The 25,828-nt window shown below is 72.0% G+C and carries 22 protein-coding genes; 11 read left to right on the top strand and 11 right to left on the bottom strand.

The features are described 5' to 3' along the window. Positions 1-56 precede the first annotated feature (56 nt). Positions 57-2,153, bottom strand: a complete 2,097-nt coding sequence (locus tag FRAEUI1C_RS36555) for a protein kinase domain-containing protein (RefSeq protein WP_013425564.1) — start codon at positions 2,151-2,153, stop codon at positions 57-59. A 106-nt stretch (positions 2,154-2,259) separates the two neighbouring features. After that, the gene (locus tag FRAEUI1C_RS22090; RefSeq protein ID WP_013425563.1) at positions 2,260-3,738 is read right to left on the bottom strand and encodes an MDR family MFS transporter; all 1,479 of its coding nucleotides are present in this window, start codon (positions 3,736-3,738) and stop codon (positions 2,260-2,262) included. Positions 3,739-3,837: 99 nt separating this feature from the next. On the opposite strand from FRAEUI1C_RS22090, the gene FRAEUI1C_RS22085 reads away from it, so the two are divergent. Then, complete coding sequence (locus FRAEUI1C_RS22085; protein WP_013425562.1) at positions 3,838-4,422, top strand: TetR/AcrR family transcriptional regulator; 585 nt, start codon at positions 3,838-3,840, stop codon at positions 4,420-4,422. Between the two features lie 75 nt (positions 4,423-4,497). On the opposite strand, the gene FRAEUI1C_RS22080 is transcribed toward FRAEUI1C_RS22085, so the two are convergent. The 3 genes from FRAEUI1C_RS22080 to FRAEUI1C_RS22070 all read right to left on the bottom strand — a co-directional run bounded on the left by FRAEUI1C_RS22080 (position 4,498) and on the right by FRAEUI1C_RS22070 (position 7,896). Beyond that, positions 4,498-5,562 (bottom strand): phosphotransferase, encoded by a 1,065-nt coding sequence (locus tag FRAEUI1C_RS22080; protein WP_013425561.1) that lies wholly within the window; start codon positions 5,560-5,562, stop codon positions 4,498-4,500. A 90-nt stretch (positions 5,563-5,652) separates the two neighbouring features. Next, positions 5,653-6,369 carry a TetR/AcrR family transcriptional regulator gene (locus FRAEUI1C_RS22075; protein WP_013425560.1) on the bottom strand — a complete coding sequence of 239 codons (717 nt, stop codon included), beginning with the start codon at positions 6,367-6,369 and terminating at the stop codon, positions 5,653-5,655. Positions 6,370-6,372: 3 nt separating this feature from the next. After that, a complete protein-coding gene (locus FRAEUI1C_RS22070) occupies positions 6,373-7,896 on the bottom strand; it encodes a class I adenylate-forming enzyme family protein (protein ID WP_013425559.1) in 1,524 nt (507 codons plus the stop codon). Between the two features lie 199 nt (positions 7,897-8,095). On the opposite strand from FRAEUI1C_RS22070, the gene FRAEUI1C_RS22065 reads away from it, so the two are divergent. From FRAEUI1C_RS22065 to FRAEUI1C_RS22020, 10 genes are all read left to right on the top strand, one after another. Continuing rightward, complete coding sequence (locus tag FRAEUI1C_RS22065; protein ID WP_013425558.1) at positions 8,096-9,319, top strand: CaiB/BaiF CoA transferase family protein; 1,224 nt, start codon at positions 8,096-8,098, stop codon at positions 9,317-9,319. Further along, entirely contained in the window at positions 9,316-9,762 is a 447-nt protein-coding gene (locus FRAEUI1C_RS22060; RefSeq protein WP_013425557.1) for a Zn-ribbon domain-containing OB-fold protein, read from the top strand. The genes FRAEUI1C_RS22065 and FRAEUI1C_RS22060 overlap by 4 nt, the downstream gene beginning before the upstream one ends. Then, a complete protein-coding gene (locus FRAEUI1C_RS22055; protein ID WP_013425556.1) occupies positions 9,759-10,961 on the top strand; it encodes a thiolase family protein in 1,203 nt (400 codons plus the stop codon). The genes FRAEUI1C_RS22060 and FRAEUI1C_RS22055 overlap by 4 nt, the downstream gene beginning before the upstream one ends. Before the next feature lie 74 nt (positions 10,962-11,035). Further along, positions 11,036-12,505, top strand: coding sequence for an aldehyde dehydrogenase family protein (locus tag FRAEUI1C_RS22050; protein ID WP_013425555.1), 1,470 nt, complete (start codon positions 11,036-11,038; stop codon positions 12,503-12,505). Between the two features lie 44 nt (positions 12,506-12,549). Continuing rightward, positions 12,550-13,758 carry an amidohydrolase family protein gene (locus FRAEUI1C_RS22045; protein ID WP_013425554.1) on the top strand — a complete coding sequence of 403 codons (1,209 nt, stop codon included), beginning with the start codon at positions 12,550-12,552 and terminating at the stop codon, positions 13,756-13,758. Between the two features lies 1 nt (position 13,759). After that, on the top strand, positions 13,760-13,990 hold the full coding sequence (locus FRAEUI1C_RS22040) for a ferredoxin (protein WP_013425553.1): 231 nt from the start codon (positions 13,760-13,762) through the stop codon (positions 13,988-13,990). 5 nt (positions 13,991-13,995) lie between these two features. After that, positions 13,996-14,793, top strand: coding sequence for an SDR family NAD(P)-dependent oxidoreductase (locus tag FRAEUI1C_RS22035; RefSeq protein WP_013425552.1), 798 nt, complete (start codon positions 13,996-13,998; stop codon positions 14,791-14,793). A gap of 67 nt (positions 14,794-14,860) precedes the next feature. After that, complete coding sequence (locus FRAEUI1C_RS22030) at positions 14,861-16,108, top strand: cytochrome P450 (RefSeq protein WP_013425551.1); 1,248 nt, start codon at positions 14,861-14,863, stop codon at positions 16,106-16,108. 21 nt (positions 16,109-16,129) lie between these two features. Next, on the top strand, positions 16,130-16,564 hold the full coding sequence (locus FRAEUI1C_RS22025; protein WP_013425550.1) for a nitroreductase family deazaflavin-dependent oxidoreductase: 435 nt from the start codon (positions 16,130-16,132) through the stop codon (positions 16,562-16,564). Positions 16,565-16,621: 57 nt separating this feature from the next. After that, complete coding sequence (locus FRAEUI1C_RS22020; RefSeq protein ID WP_013425549.1) at positions 16,622-17,869, top strand: ABC transporter substrate-binding protein; 1,248 nt, start codon at positions 16,622-16,624, stop codon at positions 17,867-17,869. A 134-nt stretch (positions 17,870-18,003) separates the two neighbouring features. Here the strand turns inward: FRAEUI1C_RS22020 and FRAEUI1C_RS22015 are convergent, their stop codons facing one another. The 6 genes from FRAEUI1C_RS22015 to FRAEUI1C_RS21990 all read right to left on the bottom strand — a co-directional run bounded on the left by FRAEUI1C_RS22015 (position 18,004) and on the right by FRAEUI1C_RS21990 (position 25,825). Continuing rightward, on the bottom strand, positions 18,004-19,431 hold the full coding sequence (locus FRAEUI1C_RS22015) for a tetratricopeptide repeat protein (protein ID WP_232425079.1): 1,428 nt from the start codon (positions 19,429-19,431) through the stop codon (positions 18,004-18,006). Between the two features lie 264 nt (positions 19,432-19,695). Further along, positions 19,696-20,823 carry a phosphotransferase gene (locus FRAEUI1C_RS22010; RefSeq protein WP_157735007.1) on the bottom strand — a complete coding sequence of 376 codons (1,128 nt, stop codon included), beginning with the start codon at positions 20,821-20,823 and terminating at the stop codon, positions 19,696-19,698. Between the two features lie 309 nt (positions 20,824-21,132). Further along, positions 21,133-21,852: a class I adenylate-forming enzyme family protein gene (locus FRAEUI1C_RS22005; RefSeq protein ID WP_232425078.1), complete on the bottom strand. Its 720-nt coding sequence runs from the start codon at positions 21,850-21,852 to the stop codon at positions 21,133-21,135. Between the two features lie 197 nt (positions 21,853-22,049). Next, complete coding sequence (locus tag FRAEUI1C_RS22000; RefSeq protein ID WP_013425546.1) at positions 22,050-22,970, bottom strand: SDR family NAD(P)-dependent oxidoreductase; 921 nt, start codon at positions 22,968-22,970, stop codon at positions 22,050-22,052. Continuing rightward, complete coding sequence (locus tag FRAEUI1C_RS21995; protein ID WP_013425545.1) at positions 22,967-24,397, bottom strand: aldehyde dehydrogenase family protein; 1,431 nt, start codon at positions 24,395-24,397, stop codon at positions 22,967-22,969. Before FRAEUI1C_RS21995 ends, FRAEUI1C_RS22000 begins: the two co-directional genes overlap by 4 nt. Before the next feature lie 54 nt (positions 24,398-24,451). Further along, complete coding sequence (locus FRAEUI1C_RS21990) at positions 24,452-25,825, bottom strand: aromatic ring-hydroxylating oxygenase subunit alpha (RefSeq protein ID WP_013425544.1); 1,374 nt, start codon at positions 25,823-25,825, stop codon at positions 24,452-24,454. Positions 25,826-25,828 lie beyond the last annotated feature (3 nt).

Raw genomic sequence — 25,828 nt, 5'->3', positions numbered from 1 at the left:
GACCAGTGTTCAAATGGAACGTAACACGGCCTGGGCCCGGTAGCGGCGCAGGACGGTCAGCCGCGGGCCCACTGGACGGGACCGCTCGCGGTGACCGAGCCGACCGATCTGACGTCGGAGCCGTCCAGCTTCATGGACTCGACCCGCCCGGTGGTCGAGAAGAAGGTGCGCGCGGACGTGTCCCGGACGAACACCACCCGGCCGTCGGGGGACCAGGTCGGATGCCAGGAACCCGCCGCGGCCAGCTGGTGGAGCCCGGTGCCGTCCGGCGCGATCGCGTAGATCCCGCCGTCGTCCGAGCCGAACACGATCGTCTTCCCGTCCGGCGACCAGGACGGCTCGACCGGGATCGCGCCGTCGTGCGGAGCGCCGGTGAGGGCGCGTACCGAACCGTCGGCCATCGAGACGATCTTCAGGGTCTGCGAGTCCGGGTCGCGGAAGACGATCTCGCGCCCGTCGGGCGACCAGGCGGTCTCCAGCCCGTGCACGCTGGCGACCCGCCGCGCTCCGGTGCCGTCCGCCTGCATCAGGTACAGCCCACCGGTGTTGCGGAAGTAGGCGATCTGCGTGCCGTCCGGGGACCAGGCCGGGTACTCGGCCGAGCTGTCGCCGCTGGTCGCGAGCTGGCGCGCGTCGGTGCCGTCGGGCCGGACGGTGACGATCTGACCGCCGACCCCCGCGTAGGCGACGCGCCCGTCGGCGGCCACGGACGGCGCGTCGCCGGTGCCGAGCTGCCGTTCGGTCCCGTCGGGGGAGACGACGACGATCGGGCTGTCGTTGATCGAGCTGTCGGCCGCGAAGCGCTTGAACACCAGCCAGGACCAGGACGGCGCCGGCGGGGTGGCCGCCGCCGCGGTCGTCCCGGCCAGAGGGCTCGATCCGGCGCCCGCGTGGCCGCCGGACTCCGGCTTGCCGGTCGGGCCGGCCGGCGCCGCCGTGGAGTTCTTCTGGCTCGCCAGGCCCGCCGGCCCGCCGTCGCCGTGCGAGCTGAGCAGATAGAGCGTGACGAAAAGGCCGACGAGCAGGAGGACCACCGCGACGGCCACACCGGCGAGCAACGCCCGGTGCCGCGGGCGTGGCTGGTCCACGATCGGCCAGGGTGGGGCCGGGGCCGGTAGGTGAGTGGAACCGGGTTGGTCGGTGCCACCGTGGACCGGCTCGGGGTGAGGCGTGGTCCACGGGGTCGGCGTGGTCGGACCGGCTGCTGGACTGGGTGGAGCCGCTGGAGCGGCGGGAGTCGCGGCGCCGGTCGCGCGGGTGGCGGCCATGACCGGCTGGGAGGCACTGAGTGGCTGGGAGGCACTGAGTGGCTGGGAGGCGGAGACGTCGACGTCCGAGCCGGCCGCGAGCGTCAGCAGCAACTCGTGGGCGCTCGGCCGGGCGGCCGGGTCCTTGCTCATCGCGTGGCGCACCAACGCCAGCAGACCGCCCTCCAGGCAGCTGAAGTCCGGCTCGTCGTGGACCACCCGGTGCAGCAGCACCGGGGTGGCGGCCTCGCCGAACGGGGAACGGCCGCTCGCGGCGTAGAGCACCACCCCGCCCCACGCGTACACGTCCGCGGCCGGGGTCAGGTCGAGGCCCAGCGCCTGTTCCGGCGCCATGTACGCGGGCGTCCCGACGATCCCGCCGCGGGTGTGCAGGGTCGTGGACTCCAGCGCGTGGGCGATCCCGAAGTCGATGACCCGGGCCCCGGACGGGGACAGCAGGATGTTGGCTGGCTTGAGGTCGCGGTGGACCACGTGCGCCGCGTGGATGGCCGTCAGCGCGTTCGCCACCGCCACCGCCAGGCGTTCGAGCTCGGCCGGCGGCAGGGGCCCGTCCTGTCGCACCCGCGTGCCCAGCGTCGGCCCCTCGACGTACTCGGTGACCAGGTAGGGCTCCGGGCCCTCGACGTCGACGTCGAGCACCTCGGCGGTGCAGAACCTGGCGACCCGTCGGGCGGCCCGGACCTCCCGCAGGAAGCGGCGACGGAAGTCAGGGTCCTCGGCGAACTCCCGGCGAATGACCTTGATCGCCACGGGGCTGCCCTCGGCGGTGTGGCCGAGGTAGACGCTGCCCATCCCGCCGACCCCGAGGCGACCGGACAGCGGGTAGGGGCCGACCTGCCTCGGGTCGCCGTCCTGGAGCGGCTCCACCCCCGCGACGTCCGCCATGACGAGCCCTCCGTCTCACGGAGCCGCGATAATCCCTTCTCGTCCCAGTATGACGCGCTTGGTCATTCCTCACCCTCAGCGTCATCTCCAGGACAGCGAGGCGCGCCTACGCCGGGACCGCGGACTCGACCTCGACCGGGTCCACGGTGGGGGCCGCCCTGGTGGGGCCGGGCAGGAGCAGGCAGATCGGGACCGCCGCGGCGGTGAAGGCGACGGACCACCAGAAGGCCTCGCCGAACGCCCCCGTCAGCGCGGCCCGGGTGTGGGCGCCGCCGGCGGCGTGCTGGAGGACCACCGCGAGGACCGCGACGCCCATCGAGCCGCCGAGCTGCTGCGCGACGCGGATGACGATGCTCGCGTGCGGGATCTCGCTGTGCCCCAGGCCGATGTAGGCCGCGCCGGTGAGCGGGATGGTGGCCACGCCGACGCCGGCCCCGCGCACGAGCAGCGCCGCCATCAGCAGTACCTTGCTGGTGTCGGCGGTGACGAACGCGAAGGGCACGGTCGCGAGGGCGACGGCGGCGAAGCCGACCAGGCCGACCCAGCGAGGCCCGTACCGGTCGGTGTACCTGCCCGACAGACGCCGGGACAGCAGGGTGCCCACGCCCTGCGGGATCATCAGGAGGCCGGCGCCCAGCGCGTCCTCGCCGCGGACCTGCTGCCAGTACAGCGGCAGCAGGAACAGCGCGCCGTAGAGCGTGATGCCGAGCAGGAAGCCGACGACGGACGACGACGCCAGCGAGCGGTGCCGGAACAGCCGCAGGTTGACCAGGGCGTCTCCCGCCCGGGGCAGCGCCCAGGCGACGAACGCCCCGACGAGGCCCAGGCCGGCGAACAGCGGCGCCAGCACCTCGGCGCTGGCGAACCCGGCGCTGCCCTCGACCCGCGACAGGCCGTAGATGACGGCGGCGACGCCGGGGGAGAGCAGGAGCAGGCCGACGACGTCGAGCCTGGTGCGGCTGCCGGGGGCCGGGCGGTCGTCGGGCAGGTTGCGCAGCGCGAGCCAGCCGCCGACGAGGCAGAACGGGACGTTGACCAGGAACAGCCAGCGCCAGTCACCCAGGTACAGGATGATCCCGCCCAGGACCGGGCCGAGGATCGGCCCGAGCGAGGCGGGCAGCGAGACGGTCGCCATCACCTTGCCGAGGTTGTGGCCGCGGGCGGCCTGCATGATCATGGTGATCATGAGGGGCATCATGATGCCGCCGCCGATGCCCTGGACGACGCGGAAGGCGATGAGGCTGGGCGCGTTCCACGCGGTCGCGCACAGCACCGACCCCGCGAAGAAGACGCCGAGCGCCAGAATCCACAGCCGCTTGCCGCCGAGCGCGGACTGGGCCCAGCCGGCGACGGGGATCGTCACGAACATCGCCAGCAGGTAGCCGGTGCTGACCCACTGGATGGTGGACAGCGAGGCGTGCAGCGCCGTGGTGAGGTCATTGATCGCGACGCTGACGATGGTGGTGTCGAAGACGACGGCCAGCGTCCCGACGATGATGGTGAACGCCGTCCGCCAGACCGCCGGGTCGATCTGGTCCGGGTCTGCCGCGGCGGGCGGGGCTTCGGTCCGACCGGGAGCGCTCATGGGCGGCCACCTAAGATGCGGGCATGTATCTTGACGGCCTCGACGCTACGGGACGGATCTAAGACACACAAGTGTTTCTTAGGTGGAGCGAGGGAGACCATGCCGGAACGGCGCCGTGGCGCGGTACTGGACGAGGCGCTGCTGGACGCGGCCTGGGCGGAGCTGATGGAGAACGGCTACGCCAGCTTCACCATGGACGCCGTCGTCCAGCGCGCCGGTACCAGCCGCCCCGTGCTCTACCGCCGCTGGCCCGACCGGCACGAGCTCGTCCGGGCGGCGGTGACCCACGCGCTGGACCGTGACCGCGTCGACATACCCGACACCGGCACCCTGCGGGGCGACGTCCTGACCCTCATGCGGGAGATCAACGCCACCCGGGTCCAGCTGGCGACGATCCTGAGCGTCCACCTCGCCGGCTACTACCAGGAGACGGGTACCAGCCCGGCCGACCTGCGCCAGTTCGCCCACGACGGCCGCAGGAGCAGCGTGGACGTGCTGTTCGACCGGGCCGCGGCCCGTGGCGAGATCGGCCCGGAGGGGTTGAGCGACCGCCTGCGGGCGCTGCCCTTCGACCTGCTGCGCCACGAGTTCCTCATGACGCTCGCGCCCGTGCCCGACCAGGTGCTGGTCGAGATCGTCGACACGATCTTCCTGCCCCTGGTGCTGGACCAGGACGGGAGCTGACGACCCGCCGCCCGCGAGCCGCACCCTTGGCTGGGACCGGGGCGTGGCTCGCGGGCGGGGGCGCCGGTGTCGGGGTCAGTCCGGGTCGGCGAGGGTGCGGGCCAGGGAGTCCCAGTCGGCCACGGCGGTGCCGATCCTGGTCAGCAGCTCCGTCGTGATCGCCGGTTTGACCTTGAGGGTGATGCCCCAGAGGAAGAAGCCGGCGACGACGCCACGGCGGATGCCGGCCTGGGCGTCCTCGAACGCGGGCGCGTCGACGCCGCCCGCGCGCAGCCGCTCCAGGTAGTGGCGCAGCAGATCGTCCTCGTGGCGGCGGCGGTCGGCGACCGACAGCGCGGAGGCGAGGTGGTAGCCGACGTCGACGTACCAGGGCCCGCGCTGCACGAGCTGCCAGTCGAGGAACGACGGCCGGCCGGCCGCGTCGAGGTAGAGGTTGCCGACGTGCGGGTCGCCGTGGATGACGCACCAGGGCTCGGCGACCTCGACCGCGGCCGCGAGCCGCCGGTAGGCCTCGACGAGCCGCGCGGCGTCGCGGACCTCGGCCGGCACGCCGGCGCCGATCGGGCCGGTGAAGTTGCCGTGGATCTCGGGGAAGCCGCGGTGCCCCAGGTGGCTGGTCATCCGAGGCGCGAGCCAGTCGACCTCGGCGAGGCCGGGGGCGCGCCACGTCGCGGCGTGCAGCCGGGCCAGTTCGGCGAGGCTCTCGGCCGCCTGGTCGGGCGTGTAGGGGGTGAGGGCGTCCAGGAAGACGGCGCCCTCGGCGACGACGTCGTCCGTGATGATCAGCCCGGTGTCGCGCTCGGGGTCGACGTCGGCGTAGACCGCGTGCAGCGTGCGCACGCCGGTGGCGGCGGCCAGGTCGCGGTAGAAGAAGGCCTCGTGCGTCCCGGTGCCGGCGAGCAGTGCCCCGGACTCGGTGAACATCCCCTTCAGGCACAGCGCCAACGAGGAGGAATCCAGGTCCGGGGTCTGGCCGTCGACGTGGAAACGGAGATTCGTCGCGACGCGGCTGACGATGGGGCCGGTCGTGACGGCCTGGATCTGGATCCCGGGGAACTGGGGGCCGAGCGCCTCGGCCAGCCATGCGGGGGACAGCATCTCCTGCAGGGTGCCCGGGATCCGGGGCGACGCCGTGATCATAGGGCGGCGCCCGAAAGGGTCTCCGCCGCTAACGAGTGGTCGGCGCGTAACCGAGGTGCCGCCGGGGAATCGGATCCGTACATCTGGTCCTCACCTTCCTGGGGTCTGTCCGACATCGCGGTCCTCCGTCGGCTGATGCTGATCGCCCGCCTGGCCGCCCCCGAGCCCGGTCAGGCAGAAGTCCCAGACGTGCTCGACGATCCCGTCGGGTCGCTCGCCGAGCGGGGCGTAGGCGTAGTGGTGGAACACGGTCATCAGCAGCATGGTCACGAGCGAGGCGTCCTGGCCGGCGCCGGTCGGGCGCAGCAGCCCGGCGGCCCGCGCGGCGGCAACCTCGCGGCCGATCAGGTCGATCATGGGCTGGATGGCGCGGTCCATGTCCTCGGGCAGGCGCTGGCGTAGCCGCCAGTGCTCGGCGGTGATGAACCGCGCGCCCAGGATCCTGGCCGGATCGGTCGCGCCGGCGGCGTCACCCTGGATGCTCGCCAGCGTGGTCTCGACATAGGACCGCAGCCGGGCGACCGGATCCGGCAGGTCGCGGGCCGCGGTGGCCATCCGCTCCGCGTTCTCGGCGATCTCCTCCTCGATGACGGCGGCGAGCAGCTGGTCCTTGCTCGGGAAGTGCCGGTAGAAGGTCTGGAGCGCGACCCCGGCCTCGCGGGCGAGCTCCTGGGTGGTGAAGTCCCGGCCGCTGCCCCGGATGAGGCGACGGGCCGCCTCGACGATGCCCGTGGCCTGCGCGATGGTGCGCCCACGGGAGCGCTGTACCGAGGGGGACCAGTCCGCGGCGCGGTCCGTCCAGGCCACAGGTCAGCCGCCGCGGGCGGCGACGAGGGCGCCTCTGCTGATCTTGGTGGCCTCGCTGCGGGGGATGCGGTCGAGCAGCTCGACGGTCTTGGGCACCTTGTAGGCGGCGAGCCTGCCCTTGGCGTAGCCGATGATCTCGGCGGTGCTCGGCGGGTTCGCCGGGTCGGTGGGCTCGACCAGGGCGTGGACCCGGCGGCCCCACTCCTCGTCGCGCAGGCCGATGACCACGACGTCCGCGATGCCGGGATGGTCGATCAGGGCGGCCTCGACCTCGGCGGGGAAGACGTTCGCGCCGCCCGTGATGATCATGTCGACCCGCCGGTCCGCGAGGAAGAGATACCCGTCCGCGTCGAGGTGACCCATGTCGCCCGCGGTGACGAACCCGTCCTCGGTCGTGGGCAGGCGGGGCGCGGTGCCCAGATAGTGGTAGCCGTCGAACCGGGGCATCCGCAGGTAGACGTCGCCGATCTCGCCGGTCGGCAGCTCCTGGCCCGCCGGGTCGAGGATGCGGACCTCGGTGCCGCGGAAGCCCCGCCCGACGCTGCCCTGGTGGCCCATCCACTCGTCGCCGAACAGGGCGGTGTAGCCGAGGCCCTCGGTCATCCCGTAGATCATGAAGATCTTCTCGGGGCCGATCAGGCTCGCCCACCGGTGGACCAGCGAGGGCGGCATCGGCGCCGCGCCCTGGATGATCCATTCGATGCTGCCGAAGTCGCGGTCGTCGACGCCGGGAAGGTCGGCGATGCGCTGCAGCATGGTCGGAGCGGCGGTGAAATGGGTGATCCGGTGCCGCTCGATCGCGTGCGCGGCGCGGGCGGCGTCGAACTTGGTCAGCAGCACCAGGATGTCACCCGCGAGCAGGTTGTAGAGCGTCGTGAACCCGTTCGCGTGGTACATCGGGGCCGGCACGAGGATGCGCTGCGGCCGTGACACCTCCCGCCACGCGGCGATCATCGGCGCGGAGGCCCTGGCGTCGTAGACGGCCGGGCGTTCGTTCACGATCACCTTCGGCAGCCCGGTCGAGCCGGACGAGCAGATGCCCTGCAGGTGCGGCGCGGTGACGTCGGGCAGGTCGGGGACCTCGTCGTTCTCGGTGGCGTCGATCCAGCCGAGGTCGTCCGCGCCCAGGTGAACCCGGGGCGCGATCACCTCCAGGACGCGGGCCAGCTCCCAGTCGGGGACGTCCCAGCGGACCGGGACCGGCACCGCGCCGAGTTTCCAGACCGCGAACGCGGCGAACACGAACTGCGGGGAGTTGCGCAGCCCGAGCCCGACGCGATCCCCGGGGCCGACGCCGCGCGTTGCCAGGGCGGCCGCGACCTGGCTGGACCGCTGGTGCAGCACCGCCCAGGTGAACGACGACTCGCCGCCGTCGAGGCCGACCGACCATAAGGCGACGGCGTGCGGCCGCGCGGCGGCCAGCTGGCTCACCCTGGCCCCGATGCTCGGGTTGACGTCCTGCGGCTGACCGCCCGAGGCGGCTGCCTGGCCGGTCGGGCTGGCTTGGGTCTGTGCGGCTGACTCCACGGCGGATTCCTTCCGAGGTTCGTGGTCACAGGCATCCCGGGTCCTCGACGCGGCGGCTGGATGCTCGCAACATTCGAGACTGACGTCAAGCTCTCGTCTTCAGAAGAATTAGGTCTTCACAGATACGAGAGTCACGTTCTACAGTGACCCCGGCCACCTCCGCGAACCGCTGGGGTCGGCGACCGAGAGGAGCCCGACCATGGACCAGCCCGCGGACTTAGGCGCCCTCGACGGCGTCCGCGTCGTCGAGTTGGCGCAGTGGGTGTTCGTGCCGGTCGCCGGGGCGTTGCTGGCCGACTGGGGCGCGGACGTCGTGCGCGTCGAGCGGCTGGAGGGTGACCCCTACCGGGGTCTGGCCACCCAGGGCATCGGGACCGACAGCGGCGGGGTGAACCTGTCGGTCGCGCTGGCCAACCGGGGCAAGCGCTCGATCGCCCTCGACCTGCGCGACGAGCAGGGCCGCGCCGTGCTCGACGAGCTGCTCGCGACCGCGGACGTCTTCCTGACCAACTTCCGGCCCGGGGCGCTCACCCGGCTCGGCCTCGACGCGGCGGCGCTGCGTGAGCGGTTCCCTCGGCTCGTGTACGCCCGTGGCCACGGGTACGGCGCCCGCGGCCCCGACGCCGATCTTCCCGGGTACGACTCGTCGGCCTTCTTCGCGCGCGGCGGCGTCGCCCATGTACTCAGCCCGCCGGAGCGGGACTACCCGATCAGCCAGCGCGGCGCGATGGGGGACCGGAACGGGGCCATGGCGCTGGCGTTCGGCGTCGTCACCGCGCTGCTGCGCCGCGAACGCACCGGCTCCGGGTCGGTCGTGGACGTCTCGCTGCTGGCGACGGCCATGTGGACGCTGTCGTCCGATCTGCTCTCCGCGCTGGGCGGTGGTCAGCCACGGCCGGTCGAGGGCCGCGGCGGCGGGCCGAACCCGCTGGTCGGGACCTACCGGACGAAGGACGGCCGGCACATCCAGCTCGTCTTCCTGGAGGCCGACCGGTACTGGAAGGCCTTCTGCCAGCTCGTCGGCCGCGACGACCTCGCGGCCGACCCGCGGTTCGCCGACCTGAAGACCCGCAACGCCCACCGGGACGCCTGCGTCGCCGAGTTGGACACGGAGTTCGCTGCCCGCACCTTCGACGAGTGGAAGGCGCTGCTGGCCGGGATCGACGCCCCGTGGGCGCCCGTGCAGGCCGTCGAGGAGCTGCTCACGGACCCCCAGGTGATCGCCAACGACTATCTGGGCGAGGTAGCCGTCGAGGACGGGTCGAGCTACCGGCTGCCGACCGTGCCGGTGCAGTTCGACGAACGGCCGCCGCCACTGCGCCGGGCTCCGGAGCACGGCGAGCACACCGAGGAGCTGCTGCTGGAGCTGGGCCGCACCTGGGAGGGCATCGCCGAGCTCAAGGACGCCGGGGTGATCCCGTGACCGCGCCGACGAGCGTCGAGGCCACGCCGGCGCGCCGGCCGGTGCCGGCACCGGACTCCCAGTCCGAGCCGTTCTGGGCCGCGGCGGCCAGGCATCAGCTGACGCTCGCCCGCTGTGCCCGGTGCGGCCGGTTCACCCATCCGCCGGAGGCGGTCTGCCCGCTGTGCGGCAGCACCGACCCGGGATTCCGGTTCGAGCCGGTGAGCGGGCGGGGTCAGGTCCGGTCGTGGACGGTGGTCCGCCAGTCGTTCCTCCCGGGCTTCGAGGTTCCGTTCCTGCTGGTCGACGTCGAGCTCGCCGACCAGGCGGACCTACGGCTGATCGGGCGGCTTCTCGACGGCGCCGACGTTCCGCTGCGGATCGGCGACGAGGTCACGGTCGTCTTCGAGGACGTGGCCGACGGGGTCGCCATCCCCGCCTTCCAGCTGGCCGGTGCGCGATGAGCGGCCGTTCGCCGGCGAGCAACCAGGTCGCGATCGTCGGCTACGCCCACAGCCGGGTCCAGCGGCATGCGGCCCAGCCGCTGGGCGCCCTCGCGGTCGACACCGCCCGCCAGGCCATCGCCGACGCGGGCCTGAGCGTCGGTGACGTCGACGGCTTCGTCACCGCCTCGCTGTTCCCCACCTCGGGCGCGCACGCCGTCACGGACGGGACGTCGATCGTGTCGGCGCAGTGGATGGCCGCGCACCTCGGCGCCGACGCCGGCTACACGGCCGGTTTCGACGGCGTCGGCGCCCTCACCGGCGCCGTGGGCCTCGCGGTCAACGCGGTGGCCAGCGGCGCCGCCGACTACGTCCTGCTGCACCGGGCGCTGCACAACCCGGTCGGCAGCTACCACGCCAACCCGATGACCGAGGCCTCGGGCGGGCAGCAGTGGACCGCCCCCCAGGGCTTCTTCGGGCCGCTGCAGATGATCGCCCTGCCGTACAACGAGTACCTCCAGCGCTACGGGGCGAGCCGGGAGTCGATGGCGGCCGTGCTGGTCGAGGCGCGCAAGAACGGCGCCCGGCTGCCCTGGTCCTACTGGAGCGGGCGGCCGCTGAGTGCCGAGGAGTACCTGGCGGCGCCGCTGCTCGCCGACCCGATCTGCCGGCTCGACTGTGACATCCCCGTCGACGGCGTGGCGACGTTCGTCCTCACCTCGGCAGAGCGCGCCGCGGACCTGCCCAACGCGCCCGTGTACGTGTCCGGGGCCGCCGCTGGCCTGCCGCCGAGGCGGCGGCTGCCGCTGCACTGGCCGCTCGACGACATCATGGACGCCGGCACGGGCCTCGCCAGCCGGCTGTGGGAACGGTCCGGGGTCAAGCCCGCTGAGGTCGACCTGCCGCAGGTCTACGACGGCTTCTCACCCTTCGTCTACTTCTGGCTCGAGGTGCTGGGCCTGTGCCCGGTCGGCGAGGCGCACCGTCTTGCCGCCTCAGGTGGACTCGACGCCGACTCGCCGGACGGCCTGCCCGCCCTGTCCGGGGGCGGCGCGCTCGGCAACGGCCGGATGCACGGCGTCCCGCAGATGCTCGAGTGCTACCTGCAGCTGTCCGGCCGCGCCGGTGACCGCCAGCGCGCCAAGGCGACCGTCGGCGTCGCCTGCCACTCGTCGCCGCACTACGGCGGCGCCGTCGTCTACAGCGCCAACCCCTTCTAGCCCGGCCCCACGTGCCGCGAGCCGTTGGCTCAAGCGGCCGGGACGGGAACCGACGAACAGCGAGGAGGCCGGGCGTGCCGGCGATCATCACGGAGCGACGGTCCTACGTCGCGGGTACCTGGGTAGACGGCGACGGCGCGTTCGGGGTCGAGAACCCGGCCGACGAGACGACGGTCGCCGAGGTCGGAACGACGCCGCTCGCCGAGGTCGAGCGGGCCATCGTCGAGGCCCGGCGCAGCTTCGACGCGGGCGTCTGGGCGGACCTGCCGGCGGCCGACCGGGCGAAGATCCTGGGCGTCTTCCTCGACCATCTCGCCGCGAACGGGCCGGCCCTGGTCGCCACGATGGTCGCCGAGGCCGGCCAGCCGGTCGCGTTCGCCGAGCGGGCCCAGCTGGCGTCCGGGCTCGGGCTCGGCCGCGACACGATCGCGCTGTACCTCTCGATGCGGCACGAGGAAGCCAGCCCCGTGCCGGTGGACGAGCTGGTGCGCGGCCGGCTGGCGCTCAGCGTCCGGCGCCACGAGCCGGTCGGCGTCGTCTCGGCGATCACCCCGTACAACGGGGCGATCATCATGGCGTTCCAGAAGGTGATCCCGGCGCTGATGGCCGGGAACTCGGTGATCCTGCGGCCGAGCCCGCTGACGCCGATCTCCTCGCTCGCGTTCGGCGCCGCGGCCGAGGCCGCCGGCCTGCCGCCGGGCGTCCTGTCGGTCGTGGTCGAAGAGGGCGCGGCGGGCGCGGAGCTGCTGACGACGCATCCGGCGGTCGACATGGTGTCGTTCACCGGTTCCACGGCGGTCGGGCGCCGGATTCTCGCCCAGGCCGCGCCGACCGTGAAGCGGGTCGCCCTGGAACTGGGCGGCAAGTCGGCGCAGATCTACCTGCCCGACGCCGTCGAGAAGGTGGCCGCCGGCGCGATGCAGGTCGTCGCGATGACCGCCGGGCAGGCCTGCGTCGCCGCGACCCGGATGGTCGTGCCGGCCGACCGCAAGGACGAGGTCGTCGCCGCCGTCAGCCGTGCCTACGGCGCGCTCAAGGTCGGCCCGCCCGCCGACCCGTCCGCCCTGATGGGGCCGGTCATCAACGCCGCCGCGCGCGACCGCTGCGAGCGTCTCATCGCCGCCGCCGAGAAGAACGGCGGCACGGTCGCCGTCGGCGGTGGCCGGCCGGCCGGGCTGGACCGCGGCTACTACGTCGAGCCGACGGTCCTGGACGTGCCGGACAACGGGAATCCCGCCGCGCAGGAGGAGATCTTCGGCCCGGTGCTGGCGGTGCTCGGCTACCGCGACCTCGACGACGCGGTCCGGATCGCCAACGACAGCGAGTACGGCCTGTCCGGCCAGGTCTACGGCGCCGACGTTGCAGCGGCGACGGCGGTGGCGCGCCGGCTGCGCACCGGGGCGGTGAACGTCAACACGGCGGTGTTCAGCGCCTACGCGCCCAGCGGTGGTTACAAGCAGAGCGGTCTCGGCCGCGAGCGCGGGCCCGACGGCGTGCGGGCCTTCCAGGAGGTCAAGCACATCGCGATCGGCGAGCTGCGCTAGAGCTTCCGCCTCAACCCGGCAGCGACGAAGAAGGAGGAGGAGAAATGACCTCGGAGCTGAACCTCGACTGGCTCATCTCGGTGGACGACCACGTGCTGGAGCCGCCGAACGTCTGGGTCGACCGGGTTCCCGCCAAGGACCGCGACCGCGCCCCCCACATGGAACTCGACGACAAGGGCATGGACTTCTGGGTCTATGACGGCAAGAAGTTCCCCTCCTCCGGGTTGTCCGCGGTGGCGGGCAAGTCGAAGGAGGAGTTCTCCCCGGAGCCGCTCGCGTACAGCGAGATGCGCCCGGGCTGCTACGACGCCGCCGAGCGGGTCAAGGACATGGACCGGGCCGGTGTGCTGGCGTCGCTGTGCTTCCCGACGCTGCCCCGGTTCTGCGGCCAGCTGTTCTACGAGGCGTCCGACCGTGACTTCGGCCTGGTCTGCCTGAAGATCTACAACGACTGGATGCTGGACGAGTGGTGCGCCGCCGCGCCCGGCCGGTACATCCCGCTGGTGCTGATCCCGCTGTGGGACCCGCAGCTGGCGGTGAAGGAGCTGGAGCGCTGCGCGGCGAAGGGCGCGACGAGTTTCGCGTTCTCCGAGAACCCGGAGCCGCTCGGCCTGCCGACGATTCATGACCCGTCGGGTTACTGGGAGCCGGTGATGGCGGCGGCGAACGACCTGGAAATGGTCGTCTCGATGCACGTCGGGTCCTCCTCGCAGGTTCCGAAGATCGCGTCGAACACGCCGTTCATGGCGAACCTGACCTGGGGGGCGATGCGCACCTCGGGAACGATGCTGTCGTGGCTGTTCTCCGGCCTGTTCCAGCGGTACCCGAACCTGAAGATCGCCCTGTCGGAGGGCGAGGTCGGCTGGATGCCCTACTACCTGGAGCGCGCCGAGCAGGTCCTGGACAAGCAGCGCTACTGGGTCCAGCGCGGCGCGACCTTCATGGACCACGGCGGGTCCACGGGCGTCGACCTCGACACCCTCGACATCCGCGCCACGTTCCGCGAGCACATCTTCGGCTGCTTCATCGAGGACCACCACGGCATCGCCAGCCTCGCCGAGATCGGCGAGGACAACATCATGTGCGAGACCGACTACCCGCATTCCGACTCGACCTGGCCCAACTGCATCCAGACCGTCAGGAACATCATCAGCCACCTGCCCGAACAGACCCAGTACAAGCTGCTGCGCGGCAACGCCGAACGCCTCTACCGCTTCACCCCGGCCGCCCCGCCCGTGCTCGCCGGAGCCTGACATGGGCGATTCCCCGGCGGCCACCCCACCGGTCACCGTCGACCGGGACCTGTGCATCGGCAGCGGGCTCTGTCTCGTCTACGCGCCGGACTTCTTCACCCACGACGACGACGCCAAGGCCGTTCTCGTCGCCGAGCCCACCGCCGCGGACCTGGCGTCCGTGCGTACGGCGGTCGAGGCCTGCCCAACAAGTGCGCTGGTCTTACACACCGGCAGCAGATCGGGAGCGTGAGCCGTATGGCAACGGAAGGAAAGCTGCTCGCCGGCAAGAACGCGATCGTCACCGGAGCCGGGTCCGGGGTCGGCCGTACCTCCGCCCTGGTCTTCGCGGCGGAGGGTGCCCGCGTCGTGTGCGCGGACATCCGGGCCGACGAGGCCAAGGAGGCCGCGCACCTCATCGAGGAGGCCGGCGGCACGGCGATCGCGGTCACCTGCGACGTCTCCAAGGAGCAGGACGTCGTGGCGATGATCGCGGCGACCGTCGAGGCGTTCGGCCGGCTTGACGTCCTGTTCAACAACGTCGGCATCCCGACGCCGCGCCTGGGCGCGAAGCTGGAGGACCACACGGCCGAGGACTTCCAGCGCCTCGTCGGCGTGAACTTCGGGGGAGTGTTCCACGGCTGCAAACACGCCGTCCTGCAGTTCAAGGCGCAGGGCGGCGGCGGGGCCATCGTCAACACCGGCTCGGTCGCCGGCCTTGTCGCCTGGGGTGGCTCCGTATACGGAGCGACCAAGGGCGCGGTCCACCAGCTGACCCGCGCCGTCGCCATCGAGGGCGCGCCGTTCGGGATCCGGGCCAACGCGATCTGTCCCGCCGGCATGCCCTTCACCGGCTTCATGGCCGCCGGCGGGCTGGCCACGACCGACCCGGACCAGCTCGAGAAGATCGCGGCCCAGACGGGTGCCAACCATCCGCTCGGCCGGCCCATCACCGCCGAGGACTGCGCCCACGCCGCCGCGTTCCTCGCCTCGGACCGGGCCGCGAACATCACCGGAGTTCTCCTGCCCGTCGACGGTGGCTACGTGGCGCGCTAGCCCGCCGAGACGCCGACTGAACCTTTTCCCTTGCCGTTGAGGTTCACAGAGGAACGAGTCAACGCACATGACCGAAATCGCCATCCTCGACCGCGCCCGGCTGCGCAGCCTGTTCGACCTGCGCGGCTCCTACCTCGCGCGCACGGGAGGCAGCTTCGAGACCGACCCGTATCCCGCGTGGCACCGGCTGCGCGAGACCGGGCCGGTCCACGAGGGCACCGTCCACGAGCTCACCGGCGTGAGCGAGGACCTGCTCTTCGCCGGCCTGCCCTTTCCCGACCGGCGGCACTTCTCCGTGTTCAGCTGGGCGGCCTGCGACGCGGCCTACCGCAATCCCGAGGTGTTCGCGTCCTCACCGGACCCGGTGGACCTGAACAGCGGCGCGTCGGGCGCCCTGAACAGCATGCTGTCGATGGGCGGTGCCGAGCACCGCCGGTACCGGGCCCTGGTCCAGCCGTCGTTCGTGCCGAACCGGGCGGAATGGTGGATCCACAACTGGATCGAACGGACCGTCCATCTGCTGATCGACGGTTTCCTGGCCGACGGCCGCGCCGAGCTCAACGTCGACTTCTGCGCGGCGATCCCGGTCCTCACGATCACCAGCAGCTTCGGGGTTCCCGTCGAGCAGGCGCTGGACATCCGGGCCTCGATCGGCCAGCCCGCGAAGATCATCGAGATTCTCCGGCCCATCGTCGCCGCCCGCCGCGAGGAACCGCGCGACGACCTCATCAGCGTGCTGGTCCAGGCGGAGATCACCGATGAGGACGGGACGCGTCACCGGCTGTCCGACGCCGAGGTCTTCTCGTTCTCGCTGCTGCTCCTGATCGCGGGCTCGGGCACGACCTGGAAGCAGATGGGCATCACGCTCACCGCCCTGCTGCAACGGCCCGACGTGCTGGCCGCGGTCCGCGAGGACCGGGCGCTGCTGCGACCGGCGATCGAGGAGTCGCTGCGCTGGATGCCGACCGACCCGATGTTCGCCCGCTACGCCACGCGCGACATCGACTTCCACGGCACCCACATTCCCGAGGGGTCGGTCCTGCACATCTGCCTGGCGGCGGCCAACCGCGACCCGGCTCGCTGGGACGACGCCGACGCTTATGACATCCGCCGGCAGCTCAAACCGTCGTTCGCCTTCGGCGGCGGCCCGCACATCTGCCTCGGCATGCACGTCGCCCGCGCCGAGATACGGATCGGCATCGGCGCCCTGCTCGACCGGTTGCCGAACCTGCGCCTGGACCCCGACGCCGAGCAGCCCCGTTTCATCGGCATGTACGAGCGGGGCGCGACCGCCATTCCCGTCCTTTTCGGCTGACCGCCTCAGAAAGGAGAAGTCATGGCCGAGGGCAACTACGTCAAGGCGGACCTGACCCTGCTGGGGAAGGACCACATCCACGCCTATCAGGACACCGACGGCGAGGTCGGCTACCTGTGGAACGGCGTCCCGACCCTCCTGCTGACGACGGTCGGCCGGCGCACCGGTGCGCGGCGCACCACGGCGCTCATCTTCGCCCGCGACGGGGACGACTACCTCGTCGTCGCCTCGACCGGCGGCTCCCCGCGCGACCCCGACTGGTACCTCAACCTCTCGGCGAATCCCGCCGTCGAGATCCAGGTCAGGGCGCAGCATCTCCAGGTCGTCGCCCGGACCGCCTCCGACGACGAGAAACCACGTCTCTGGAAGATCGTCACCGACGTCTGGCCGAACTACGACCTCTACCAGAGCCGCACCACCCGGAGGATTCCGGTAGTCGTGCTCAGCCCGGCCTGACCTGAGGTCCGGGGCTCGCCTCACCACGCGTCAACAGTTCCAAGATGAGGAGAAAGAATGCACGACAGGCGCAGATCGATCGGCCGGGCCGCGGTGCTCACCGCCGCCGCGCTCGCCCTGACCGCGGCCTGCGGCGGCTCGTCAAAGCCGAGCGTGAACGCGAGCACGGGCCAGACGGCCAGGCAAACCGTCAAGGTAGGGATCTTAACCGACATGACCGGCGCGGCGTCGTCGGTGAACAAGTCCAGCCTCGACGGCATGAAGGCGGGCATCCGCTACGCCGGCCGCGAGGGCTACGACGTCAAGTACGTCCTCGGTGACACGGCCACCAGCCCGACCACCGCGCTCGCCGTGGCGCAGAAGTTCGTGACGCAGGACCACGTCGACGCGGTCCTCGCCAACTCCAGCCTCACGTTCCTGGCGTCGAGCTACCTCACCGCCCACAACGTCCCCGTCATCGGGATCGCCGAGGACGGCCCGGAGTGGATCACCGCGAAGAACATGTTCTCCATCGTCGGCGCGATGCACACGGACAAGGTCGCGGCGACCCAGGGTGAGTTCTTCAAGAAGGAGGGCGTCACCAGCCTGGGGGTCGTCGGTTACGCCGGCTTCCCGGCCTCGACGAACGGCGCCAAGGCGCTGGCGATCTCGGCAGAGGCGGCCGGGGTGAAGGTCGGCTACCTGAACGCGACACTGCCTCTGGGCACGACCGACGTCGGCCCGGTGGTGCTGGCGATGAAGAACGCCGGCGTCGACGGCTTCGTCGGCACGGTCACCTCCGACACGGCGTTTGCCATCATCACCGGGCTGCGCCAGCAGGGCGTGAACCTCAAGGCGGCGCTCCTGGCGACCGGTTACGGCGGCGACCTCCTCGCCGCCGGCCCGGGCGCGGCGGCGGCGGCGCAGAACGTCTACTTCATCGCGCCCGCGGAGCCGGTCGAAATGCAGACGGCCGCGACCAAGCAGTTTGTCGCGGACCTCGCGGCCACCGGCATGACCGGCGCCCCGACCTTCGGGATGTACAACGGCTACCTGACCGTCGGCATGCTGGTCGAAGGTCTGCGCGGCGCCGGCGCCAAGCCGACCTCGGCATCGCTGATCGCGTCGCTCGCCAAGATTCACGACTTCACCGGAATGGGTCTGTACGGCACGCACAAGCTTGACCCGAACGACCGCGAGAACATCGTGAACGGCGTCGACAACTGCATCTGGGTCACCCAGTTCCGGGGCAGCGCGTTCCACCCGGTCGACGGCGCCACCCCGATCTGCGGCGCCACCCTCGCCGGAAAGTCCGTCACCTCCTGACCCAGGGTTTCCAAGCCTCGGAGGGCGGCCACCGGTCCGGCGGCCGCCCTCCGCCCTGTCTCTCGGCCGCTCGCGCCGCCGCGCCGACTGTCGGCGCTGGCGGTGGGTGTCCGTCCGCCTCGCCGCCCAACTGGCTACGCACCACGGAACACGCGCCGCCGTGGCCGCTTGCGCGCGAGATCGAGTTCGTGGGCGGTCGCGAGGGTGTCGGCGTGGTCGGGCCCGAGGACGCGCCGGCGGCGCTGTGCCGTGTCCTCGTACAGCGACCGGGCCGCCCGATGGTCCGCGAGCCAGGTCAGCGTGGCGGCCAGTTCATGGGCGGTGGTGAGGGTGTCGACGTCGTCGGCGCCGAGGACGCGCCGTCGGCGCTCCAAGGTGTCCTCGAACACCGGCCGGGCCGCCCGATAGTCCGCCAGCCAGGTCAGCGTGGCGGCGAGCCCGTGGGCGGTCGCGAGGGTGGCCGCCTGGTCGGCGCCGAAGACGCGGCGCCTGCGCTCCAGGGTGTCCTCGAACAGCAACCGGGCCGCCTGATACTCCGCCAGCGTGTACAGCGTCACGGCGAGTTCGTGGGCGGTGGTGAGGGTGTTGACGTCGTCGGGGCCGAGGACGCGCCGCCTGCGCTCCAGGGTGTCCTCGAACAGGGGCCGGGCCGTCCGGTGGTCCGCGAGCCAGGTCAGCGTGGCGGCGAGCCCGTGGGCGGTCGCGAGGGTGGCCGCCTGGTCGGGACCGAGGACGCGCTGGCGGCGTTCCAGGGTGTCCTCGAACAGCGGCCGGGCCTCGAGATACTCGGCCAGCCAGGTCAGCGTGGCCGCGAGTCTGTCGGCCGTCGTGAGGGTCCCGGTGTCGTCGGGGCCGAGGATGCGCCGACGGCGCTGCAAGGTGTCCTCGAACAGCGGGCGGGCCGCCTGATAGTCGGCCAGCGTGTACAGCGCGACGGCGAGTTCATCCGCGGTGGCGAGAGTGTCGGCATGGTCGGGGCCGAGGGCGCGCCGTCGCTCGGTGAGCAGGTCGGCGAGGGCTTGTTGTTTGTTCGGCTCGGCGGCCGGGCGTGGTGACGGTTTGTCGGGGGGAAAGGTGGGTTCGGTGGCCGGCGGGTTTACGCGGTGGATGGGGAAGCTGGGCGGTGTGGTGGGTTTGGCGGTGCCGGTGACGGCGTGGCGCACGCGGTCGAGCAGATGGCGGCTGGCCGTGTCAGGGTCGCGGTCGAACAGGTCGATGGAGACGATGGGTCCCAGTAGTCCTGGCCTGGGACAGTCCTCGACGCGGACGGGCACGAGCCTGCGTTCGAAGCCGCGCGGGTCGGCGTCGTGGGCGGCCTGCCATTCGCTTTCGCCGTAGACCGAGGACAGGTAGGCGGTGGACAGCACGGCGACGGTGCGTCGCGCGCGCTGCACGCCTTCCTGCATGCGAATCTTGAAGTTCGTTCCCGGGACGAAGTCCCAGGCCTGGATGAGGACCCGGTAGCCGGCCTCGTCCAGCTGCCAGGCGATCCACTCCGCCCACGCCTCGTCAGCCGTGGTGTAGGAGATGAAGAAGTCCCAGCCGTCGGGTTCGCCTTTCACGGCGTGTCGGTCGCCCCCGTCGATCACGCGATGAGTCTCCCACCGGGGCCGAATACCGGGCACGGCCTGTCGCGCTTCGCATCGTCGTACGGCGCGGCCCGGCGTTGACCGTCGATCGGCGACCCGGCACAGGGCCCGATCGTGGCAACGAGTGTCCGTCGACACCTCGAACAGGCGGGGAGTACCTGACGTCGAGCTAGCTCGCGTCGTCGACAGGGCGTGGCGTGGGGGCGTACGCACGCCCCTCGATCAAAATCGACGGGCTCAGAGGTTCGGTGTGCCGGTCGGGGCGGGCTCGTCGTGATCGGTTCTCAGCGGGGTACCGGTACGGCGTTGGGGTGGCGGTGACCAGGTTCGCGCGTGGTCGGCGTGGGCCGTCGCGAAGCGCTCGATGACGGCCAGGCACACGTCGAGCGGCTGGAAGCCACCGCCGGACAGGGTGTGCAGCCAGGTACCGAGGCCGAACACGGGCGTCTGGCGATAGAGCGCCCAGGCCTCGGCGAAATCCGGGGCGGGCGCGCCCTGGCCGGTGAGCTCCGCCAGGTAGTCGGCGAGCAGGTCGCGCTCGTGGTCGCGCCGGTCGGCGGTGCTGAGGCTGGAGACCAGGAAGTAGCCGACATCGTGGGACCAGTTGCCGGTTCGGATCAGCTGCCAGTCGTAGAAACCGGTGACGCCCGACGGCAGGGCGTAGGTGTTCGCCAGGTGCGGGTCGCCGTGCAGCAGCGTCCGCGGGTGTTTCGCGGCGATCGTGGCCCAGCCGCGGAAACCGCGCTCGACCACACCCGCGTCCACGCCCGGCGGGATCAGCAGGCCGTGCCCGCCGGTCCGCAGCAGGCGCAGCGCCCGGGCAAGGCTGGTCCACGACACCGGCGCCCAGACTCGCCCGACCTGCCACGGACGCACGAACGCCAGTTGGTCTGGCAGCGGCCCACCCCAGTACGCGGCATGCAGCCTGGCCAGGCCGAGCAGACCGGTACGCACCTGATCGACGTCCAAGGCCACGGTCGCGTCGTTCGGCCGGGCACCGCGCAGCGTCACGTCCTCCATCACCGTCACCGCCGCCAGCCGGCTCCGGTCGACCGCGGCGGCGTAGAAGGCGGGATGTTCGAGCGGCAGCGCCAGCCCCGAGGCCACGAGACGGGACTCGGTCTCCCGGGCGCCGAGGGCGGTCAGGGCCAGCCGGTTGAACATCCGGCCCTCCCGCTTGACGAACACCCGCTCCGGGCCGGCGCCGGACGCGTAGCGCAGCCTTACCCTGGCCCGACTGTTGGTCCCGTCCGCGACGTCATCGACCTCGACCGCCTCGACGAGGGCGCCGGGACACACGTCGGCGAGCGCCGCCGTCATCCAGCCAGGGGTCAGCTCCGACCAGCTACGAGGCACGCTCAGCACCTGAGCATCATGCCCGAGCGACGGGCGGCCGGCGCAGGAGACGACCGCCTCACCGGACGTCGGATGCCCGACTTGCCAGGAAAACCTGCCGGCCGCGGTGGATCGCCTGTGTCGGCGGCCTGGCGCGGCTGCTCCCGCGTGCTTTTGATCGCCGTTTCGGCCCTGGGATGGTAGTAGAGCGCGCGTTTCCACGACCACCCCAGGGCTCAAACGCGATCATGACGCGAAAACGGCGATCACTCGGCCGGCTCGGCGATCACTCGGCCTGGCTGCCCCGGCGATCACTCGGCCGGGCTGGGGCCGCCTCGATCAGGGGTTGGGTAGCCGGTGCTGTTCGACGAGGTCGGTGAGGCCTACGCGGGAGACTTTGCCCATCGCGTTGACCGGGAGGGCGTCGACGACGGACCAGACCTCCGGCACCTTGTAGCCCGCGAGGTCGCGGCGGCACAGGGCGTCTAGTTCGGCGACGTCGAGCGGCGGCCCCACGCGCTCGACCACGGCGGCGACCCGTTGGCCGAGCCGCTCGTCGGGCACGCCGCAGACAGCCACCCGGGCGACTCCCGGGTGGCCGCCGATGACGCGCTCGACCTCCAGCGGGTAGACGTTCGCGCCGCCGCGGATGATCACCAGCTTCTTGCGGTCCAGTACCCGTAGCCAGCCGTCCGCGTCGACGGTGCCGACGTCGCCGGTCGGGACCGGCCCGGTCTCGGGTGCCCGCACGGCGCCGTCGTCCCAGTAGCCGAGCGGCGGCCGCCAGGCTCCGGTCCAGACGCCGCGGGTCGCGCCGCGCAGGCGCAGCTCCCCGGTCTCGCCGGCCGGCAGGCGTTGCCCCGCGTCGTCGTAGGCCGCGACGTCGTACTGCGGCAGCACGCGCCCGCTGCCGCCCGGGCGCCACTCGTCGCCCGGCGGGTCGATCGACACCACCGTCGGCGCCTCCGTGAGGCCGTAGGTCGCGCGGGGAACGAGGCCGTGCGCGGCCGCGAAGGCCTGGCGCAGGGCGTCGGAGGTGTCGCCGCCGCCGCTCCACACCGGAGGCCCCGGCGATCGAGGCCGCCTCGGGCGTCTGGAGCTACGCCGAACTCGACGAGCAGGCGCGGCGCGCGGCCGGAGCGCTGTGGTCACTGGTTTGCGGCGAGCGTGGCGTCCAGCACCGTCGCGACCGTGGTGTTCACCATCTGCACGCAACGCCTTCCCGCGGAGTTCGGGTCGGGAATCCGGCAGGCGACCTACGAGGCCGCGCCCTGCCTGGCCATCGCGAAGCTGCGGTCCAGGTGCTCGACGAAGCCGGACGGGACCGGCGCCAGTGCCCACTGGCTGCTGGGGTCCCGGATGGCGTCGATCCGCGCGCCGACCTCGTCGATGGTCCACGACGGCTGGTAGACGCCCTCCGTCTCGGCGACGAACGCCCTGGCCACCCGGCCGGCCAGCGCCACGTAGATCTCACCGGTGACGGAGCAGGACTCGTGCGCCAGCCAGCCGACGACCGGCGCGACCAGCCCGGGCTGCATCGGCGGGAACCGCGACGTGTCATGGCCGACGGCGAGCCGGGTCACGGCGGCGGGGACGATGACGTTGCTGCGCACGCCCCGGGCCGCGCCCTCCAGGGCGACGACGTTGCTGAGCCCGATCAGCCCCGCCTTGGCCGCGCTGTAGCCGACGACGTTGTGGTTGCCGTAGAGCCCGCCGATCGACGAGGTCAGCACGATCCGGCCGTAGCCGGCCGCGGCCATCCGGGGGAACGCCGCCCGCACGACGTGGAAGCCACCGAGCAGGTGCACGTCGACCACGGCCCGGAAGTCCTCCTCGGAGATCTCGTCCAGCGCGACCCGCCGGGTGTTGCCGGCGTTGTGCACGAGGACGTCGACGCGCCCGAAGCTGTCGAGTGCCGTCCCGATGATCTCCTCGGCGCCGGCCGGGGTCGCCACGGACGCGGCGCAGGCGACCGCCTGGCCGCCCCGCGCCGTGATCTCGGCGACGACCTGGTCGGCGGGGGCCGCGTCGGCGCCGTCGCCGTCGATGGCGGCGCCCAGGTCGTTGACGACGACCTGGGCGCCCTCCGAGGCCAGCAGCAGCGCGTACTCCCGCCCCAGGCCCCGGCCACCGCCGGTGACGACGGCCACCCGGCCGTCGAACCCGCGTTCGGTCACGAGCCCGCCCCGGCGTACCCGAGGATGCCCTTGGTCTCCAGGTACTCCTGGAAGCCGAACTCGCCCCACTCGCGGCCGTTGCCGCTCTGCTTGTAGCCGCCGAACGGGCACTGGAAGTCGAACGCGTCGTTGATCCCGACCCAGCCGGCCCGGATCCGGCGGGCGACGGCACGGCACGCGTCGAGGTCCGCGCCGGCGACGTAGCCGGCGAGGCCGTACTCGGTGTCGTTGGCGATCTCGATGGCGTCCTCGACGCTGTCGTAGCCGATGATCGTCAGCACCGGGCCGAAGATCTCCTCGCGGGCGATCGTCATGTCGTTCTTGACGTCCGCGAACACGGTCGGCCGCACGTAGAAGCCCCTGGTCAGGCCGTCCGGGCGGCCGGGCCCGCCGGCGACGAGGGTCGCGCCCTCGTCGATGCCGCGCTGGATGAGTGACTGGATCTTGTCGAACTGGCTGGCGGCGACGACCGGGCCGATGACGACCTCGCCGTTCGGGTCACCGACCGTGATCTGCGCGGCGGCGGCGCGCGCGGCGTCGATGGCCTCGGCCATCCGGTCGCCGGGCACCAGCATCCGGGACGGGGCGCTGCAGGTCTGGCCCGAGTTGCCCATCATGCTGCCGACGCCCTTGGCCACGTTCGCGGCGAAGTCCGCGTCGTCGAGGATGATGTTGGGGCCCTTGCCGCCCAGCTCCTGGGTGACCCGCTTGACGGTCGGGGCGGCGTTGCGGGCGATCTCGACGCCGGCCCGGGTCGAGCCGGTGAAGGAGACCATGTCGACGCCCGGGTGCGCGGACAGCGGAACGCCGACGCTGGGGCCGTCGCCCTGGACCAGGTTGAACACCCCGGCCGGAACGCCCGCGGCGTGCAGGATCTCGGCGAGGATCTGCCCGGTGAACGGCGAGCGCTCCGACGGCTTGAGCACCACCGTGCAGCCGGTCGCGAGCGCGGGGAACACCTTGACGGCGATCTGGTTCATCGGCCAGTTCCACGGCGTGATCAGCCCGCAGACGCCGATCGGCTCCCGGACCACCAGGGTGGCGCCGCGCTGCTCCTCGAAGACGAAGGTCCGCAGCAGCTCGATCGCCGTGGTCAGGTGCCCGGCGCCGAGGCCCACCTGGAAGCCGCCCGCGAGCGACGCCGGGGCGCCCATCTCCTCGGTCAGCGCCGCGGCGAGATCGCCGGCACGCTTCTGGTACTCGTCCAGGATCCGCTGAAGCAGGTCCAGCCGGTCCTCCCGGCTGCTCGCCGCCCAGCCGGGGAACGCCTTGCGGGCGGCCGCGACCGCCCGGTCCACGTCGCCGGCCGAGCCGAGCGCGACGGTGCCGCAGACCTCCTCGGTCGCCGGGTTCACGACCTCGAACGTCGCCGTGCCGGCCGGGTCGGTCCACTTGCCGTCGATGTAGAACTTCAGGTACTCGCGCATGGTCCCGTCATTCCTTTCTGACACCTGGAGGGCGGCCGCCGCGCCAGGGAAAGCTCAGCCGAGCTCGCTTGGCTCGCCGGTGCCGAGGTACTTCGCGAGATTGTGGTGCAGGCTCACGACGCTGCGCTCGCGATACGGGTTGGGTTTCGGCCCGGCGAAACCGCGTGACTTCATGCCCTGCTGCACCGCGGCCATGTTGGCGAAGTCCTGGGGCAGGACGGTGCGCCAGCCCGGGTCGTCGGCCGGTGTGTACTCCCACTGCGTCTTCGGCTCCTCGCCGGGCGGGAACAGCTCGTAGACGGCGGCCTCGAAGACGCATTTGTCCGGGTCGTAGCCATACGGCCGGGCGCTGTAGCAGAGCATGTTGTTCGGAGCATGCCCGATCTGGAAGTTCGGGAAGATCTGCCACGCGGTGCCGCTGGCGGCGACGGCGGCGGGCTCGATGGTCGGCCAGACCACGCCCCGTGCCTCGTCGGTAGCGCGGGCCGAGTCCAGCCAGTGCCGCAGCACCTGGTCGGACGGCGTTCCCTCCGGCAGCTCGTCGACGAGCCGGCGCGCGGCCTCGACCAGCGTCCAGGTGGTGTTGGTGTTCGAGTTCTCCCAGGTGAAGTTCTGCAGCTCGGCCGTGGACAGGCGGGCGTCCGGGCCGGCGCCGAGCCGCAGCTTCGCCTGGTTCTCCTCCATTCCCTTGGGGGCGTCGTAGCCGATGTTGCTGTGCCGGCCCTGCGAGCGGGCCCAGCCGAGGAAGCCGCCGAACGTCATGAACTCCGGGTGGGTGTACGGCACGTGGTAGGTCTCCATGAAGGCCTCCAGCGCGACCTTCCAGTTGCAGTCGAAGACCAGCCACTTTCGCCACCGGTAGCGCATGTTCTCCAGCTGGAACGGCGCCAGCAGGGTCGCCGCCGGTTCCAGGTACTCCCGCAGCGGCCCGCAGTCCGGGTCGAGGTTGAGGAAGATCCAGCCGCCCCAGGTGTCGACCCTGACCTCCTTGAGGCGGATCAGGTCGTCGGTCAGCGCGCAGCCCCAGTCCTCCCGCTCGGCGGCGAAGGTACAGACGCCGTCCGTGTCGTAACGCCAGCCGTGGAAACCGCAGACGAACTGGCGGCGCCGGCCCCGGGCGTCGCGTTTCCCAGGCGGGGTGTCGACCAGCCGGCGGCCCCGGTGGGAGCACACGTTGTAATAGGCACGGATCGTGTCGGGCGCGGTCCGGACGACGAGGAACGAGTCGTCGAGAATGTCGTAGGTGAGGAAGTCGCCGACGTTCGGGATCTCCTCGACCCGGTCGACCTGCTGCCACACCTTCGCCCACAGCCGGTCCCGTTCGGCCCTGGCGTAGTCGGGCGAGAGGTAGGCCGCCGGGTCGATCGTCATCGGGGCCGACAACGGCTCGGGCGGTGTCTCCTGGAGGTTCTGCACGGTCTCAGTCATGAC

Origin of the sequence: Pseudofrankia inefficax (assembly GCF_000166135.1) — a bacterium.
In the GTDB taxonomy this organism is placed as follows: domain Bacteria; phylum Actinomycetota; class Actinomycetes; order Frankiales; family Frankiaceae; genus Pseudofrankia; species Pseudofrankia inefficax.
The sequence above is the reverse complement of the archived record's forward strand: the minus strand, read 5'-3'. Positions and strand labels throughout refer to the sequence as shown.

Excerpts from the sequence above, each read along its gene's own strand:
- FRAEUI1C_RS22085 (WP_013425562.1), top strand. The coding sequence starts at position 3,838 with ATGCCGGAACGGCGCCGTGGCGCGGTACTGGACGAGGCGCTGCTGGAC.
- FRAEUI1C_RS22035 (WP_013425552.1), top strand. The coding sequence starts at position 13,996 with ATGGCAACGGAAGGAAAGCTGCTCGCCGGCAAGAACGCGATCGTCACC.
- FRAEUI1C_RS22065 (WP_013425558.1), top strand. The coding sequence starts at position 8,096 with ATGGACCAGCCCGCGGACTTAGGCGCCCTCGACGGCGTCCGCGTCGTC.
- FRAEUI1C_RS22045 (WP_013425554.1), top strand. The coding sequence starts at position 12,550 with ATGACCTCGGAGCTGAACCTCGACTGGCTCATCTCGGTGGACGACCAC.
- FRAEUI1C_RS22020 (WP_013425549.1), top strand. The coding sequence starts at position 16,622 with ATGCACGACAGGCGCAGATCGATCGGCCGGGCCGCGGTGCTCACCGCC.
- FRAEUI1C_RS36555 (WP_013425564.1), bottom strand. The coding sequence starts at position 2,153 with ATGGCGGACGTCGCGGGGGTGGAGCCGCTCCAGGACGGCGACCCGAGG.
- FRAEUI1C_RS22040 (WP_013425553.1), top strand. The coding sequence starts at position 13,760 with ATGGGCGATTCCCCGGCGGCCACCCCACCGGTCACCGTCGACCGGGAC.
- FRAEUI1C_RS21995 (WP_013425545.1), bottom strand. The coding sequence starts at position 24,397 with ATGCGCGAGTACCTGAAGTTCTACATCGACGGCAAGTGGACCGACCCG.
- FRAEUI1C_RS22055 (WP_013425556.1), top strand. The coding sequence starts at position 9,759 with ATGAGCGGCCGTTCGCCGGCGAGCAACCAGGTCGCGATCGTCGGCTAC.
- FRAEUI1C_RS22090 (WP_013425563.1), bottom strand. The coding sequence starts at position 3,738 with ATGAGCGCTCCCGGTCGGACCGAAGCCCCGCCCGCCGCGGCAGACCCG.
- FRAEUI1C_RS22080 (WP_013425561.1), bottom strand. The coding sequence starts at position 5,562 with ATGATCACGGCGTCGCCCCGGATCCCGGGCACCCTGCAGGAGATGCTG.
- FRAEUI1C_RS21990 (WP_013425544.1), bottom strand. The coding sequence starts at position 25,825 with ATGACTGAGACCGTGCAGAACCTCCAGGAGACACCGCCCGAGCCGTTG.
- FRAEUI1C_RS22030 (WP_013425551.1), top strand. The coding sequence starts at position 14,861 with ATGACCGAAATCGCCATCCTCGACCGCGCCCGGCTGCGCAGCCTGTTC.
- FRAEUI1C_RS22025 (WP_013425550.1), top strand. The coding sequence starts at position 16,130 with ATGGCCGAGGGCAACTACGTCAAGGCGGACCTGACCCTGCTGGGGAAG.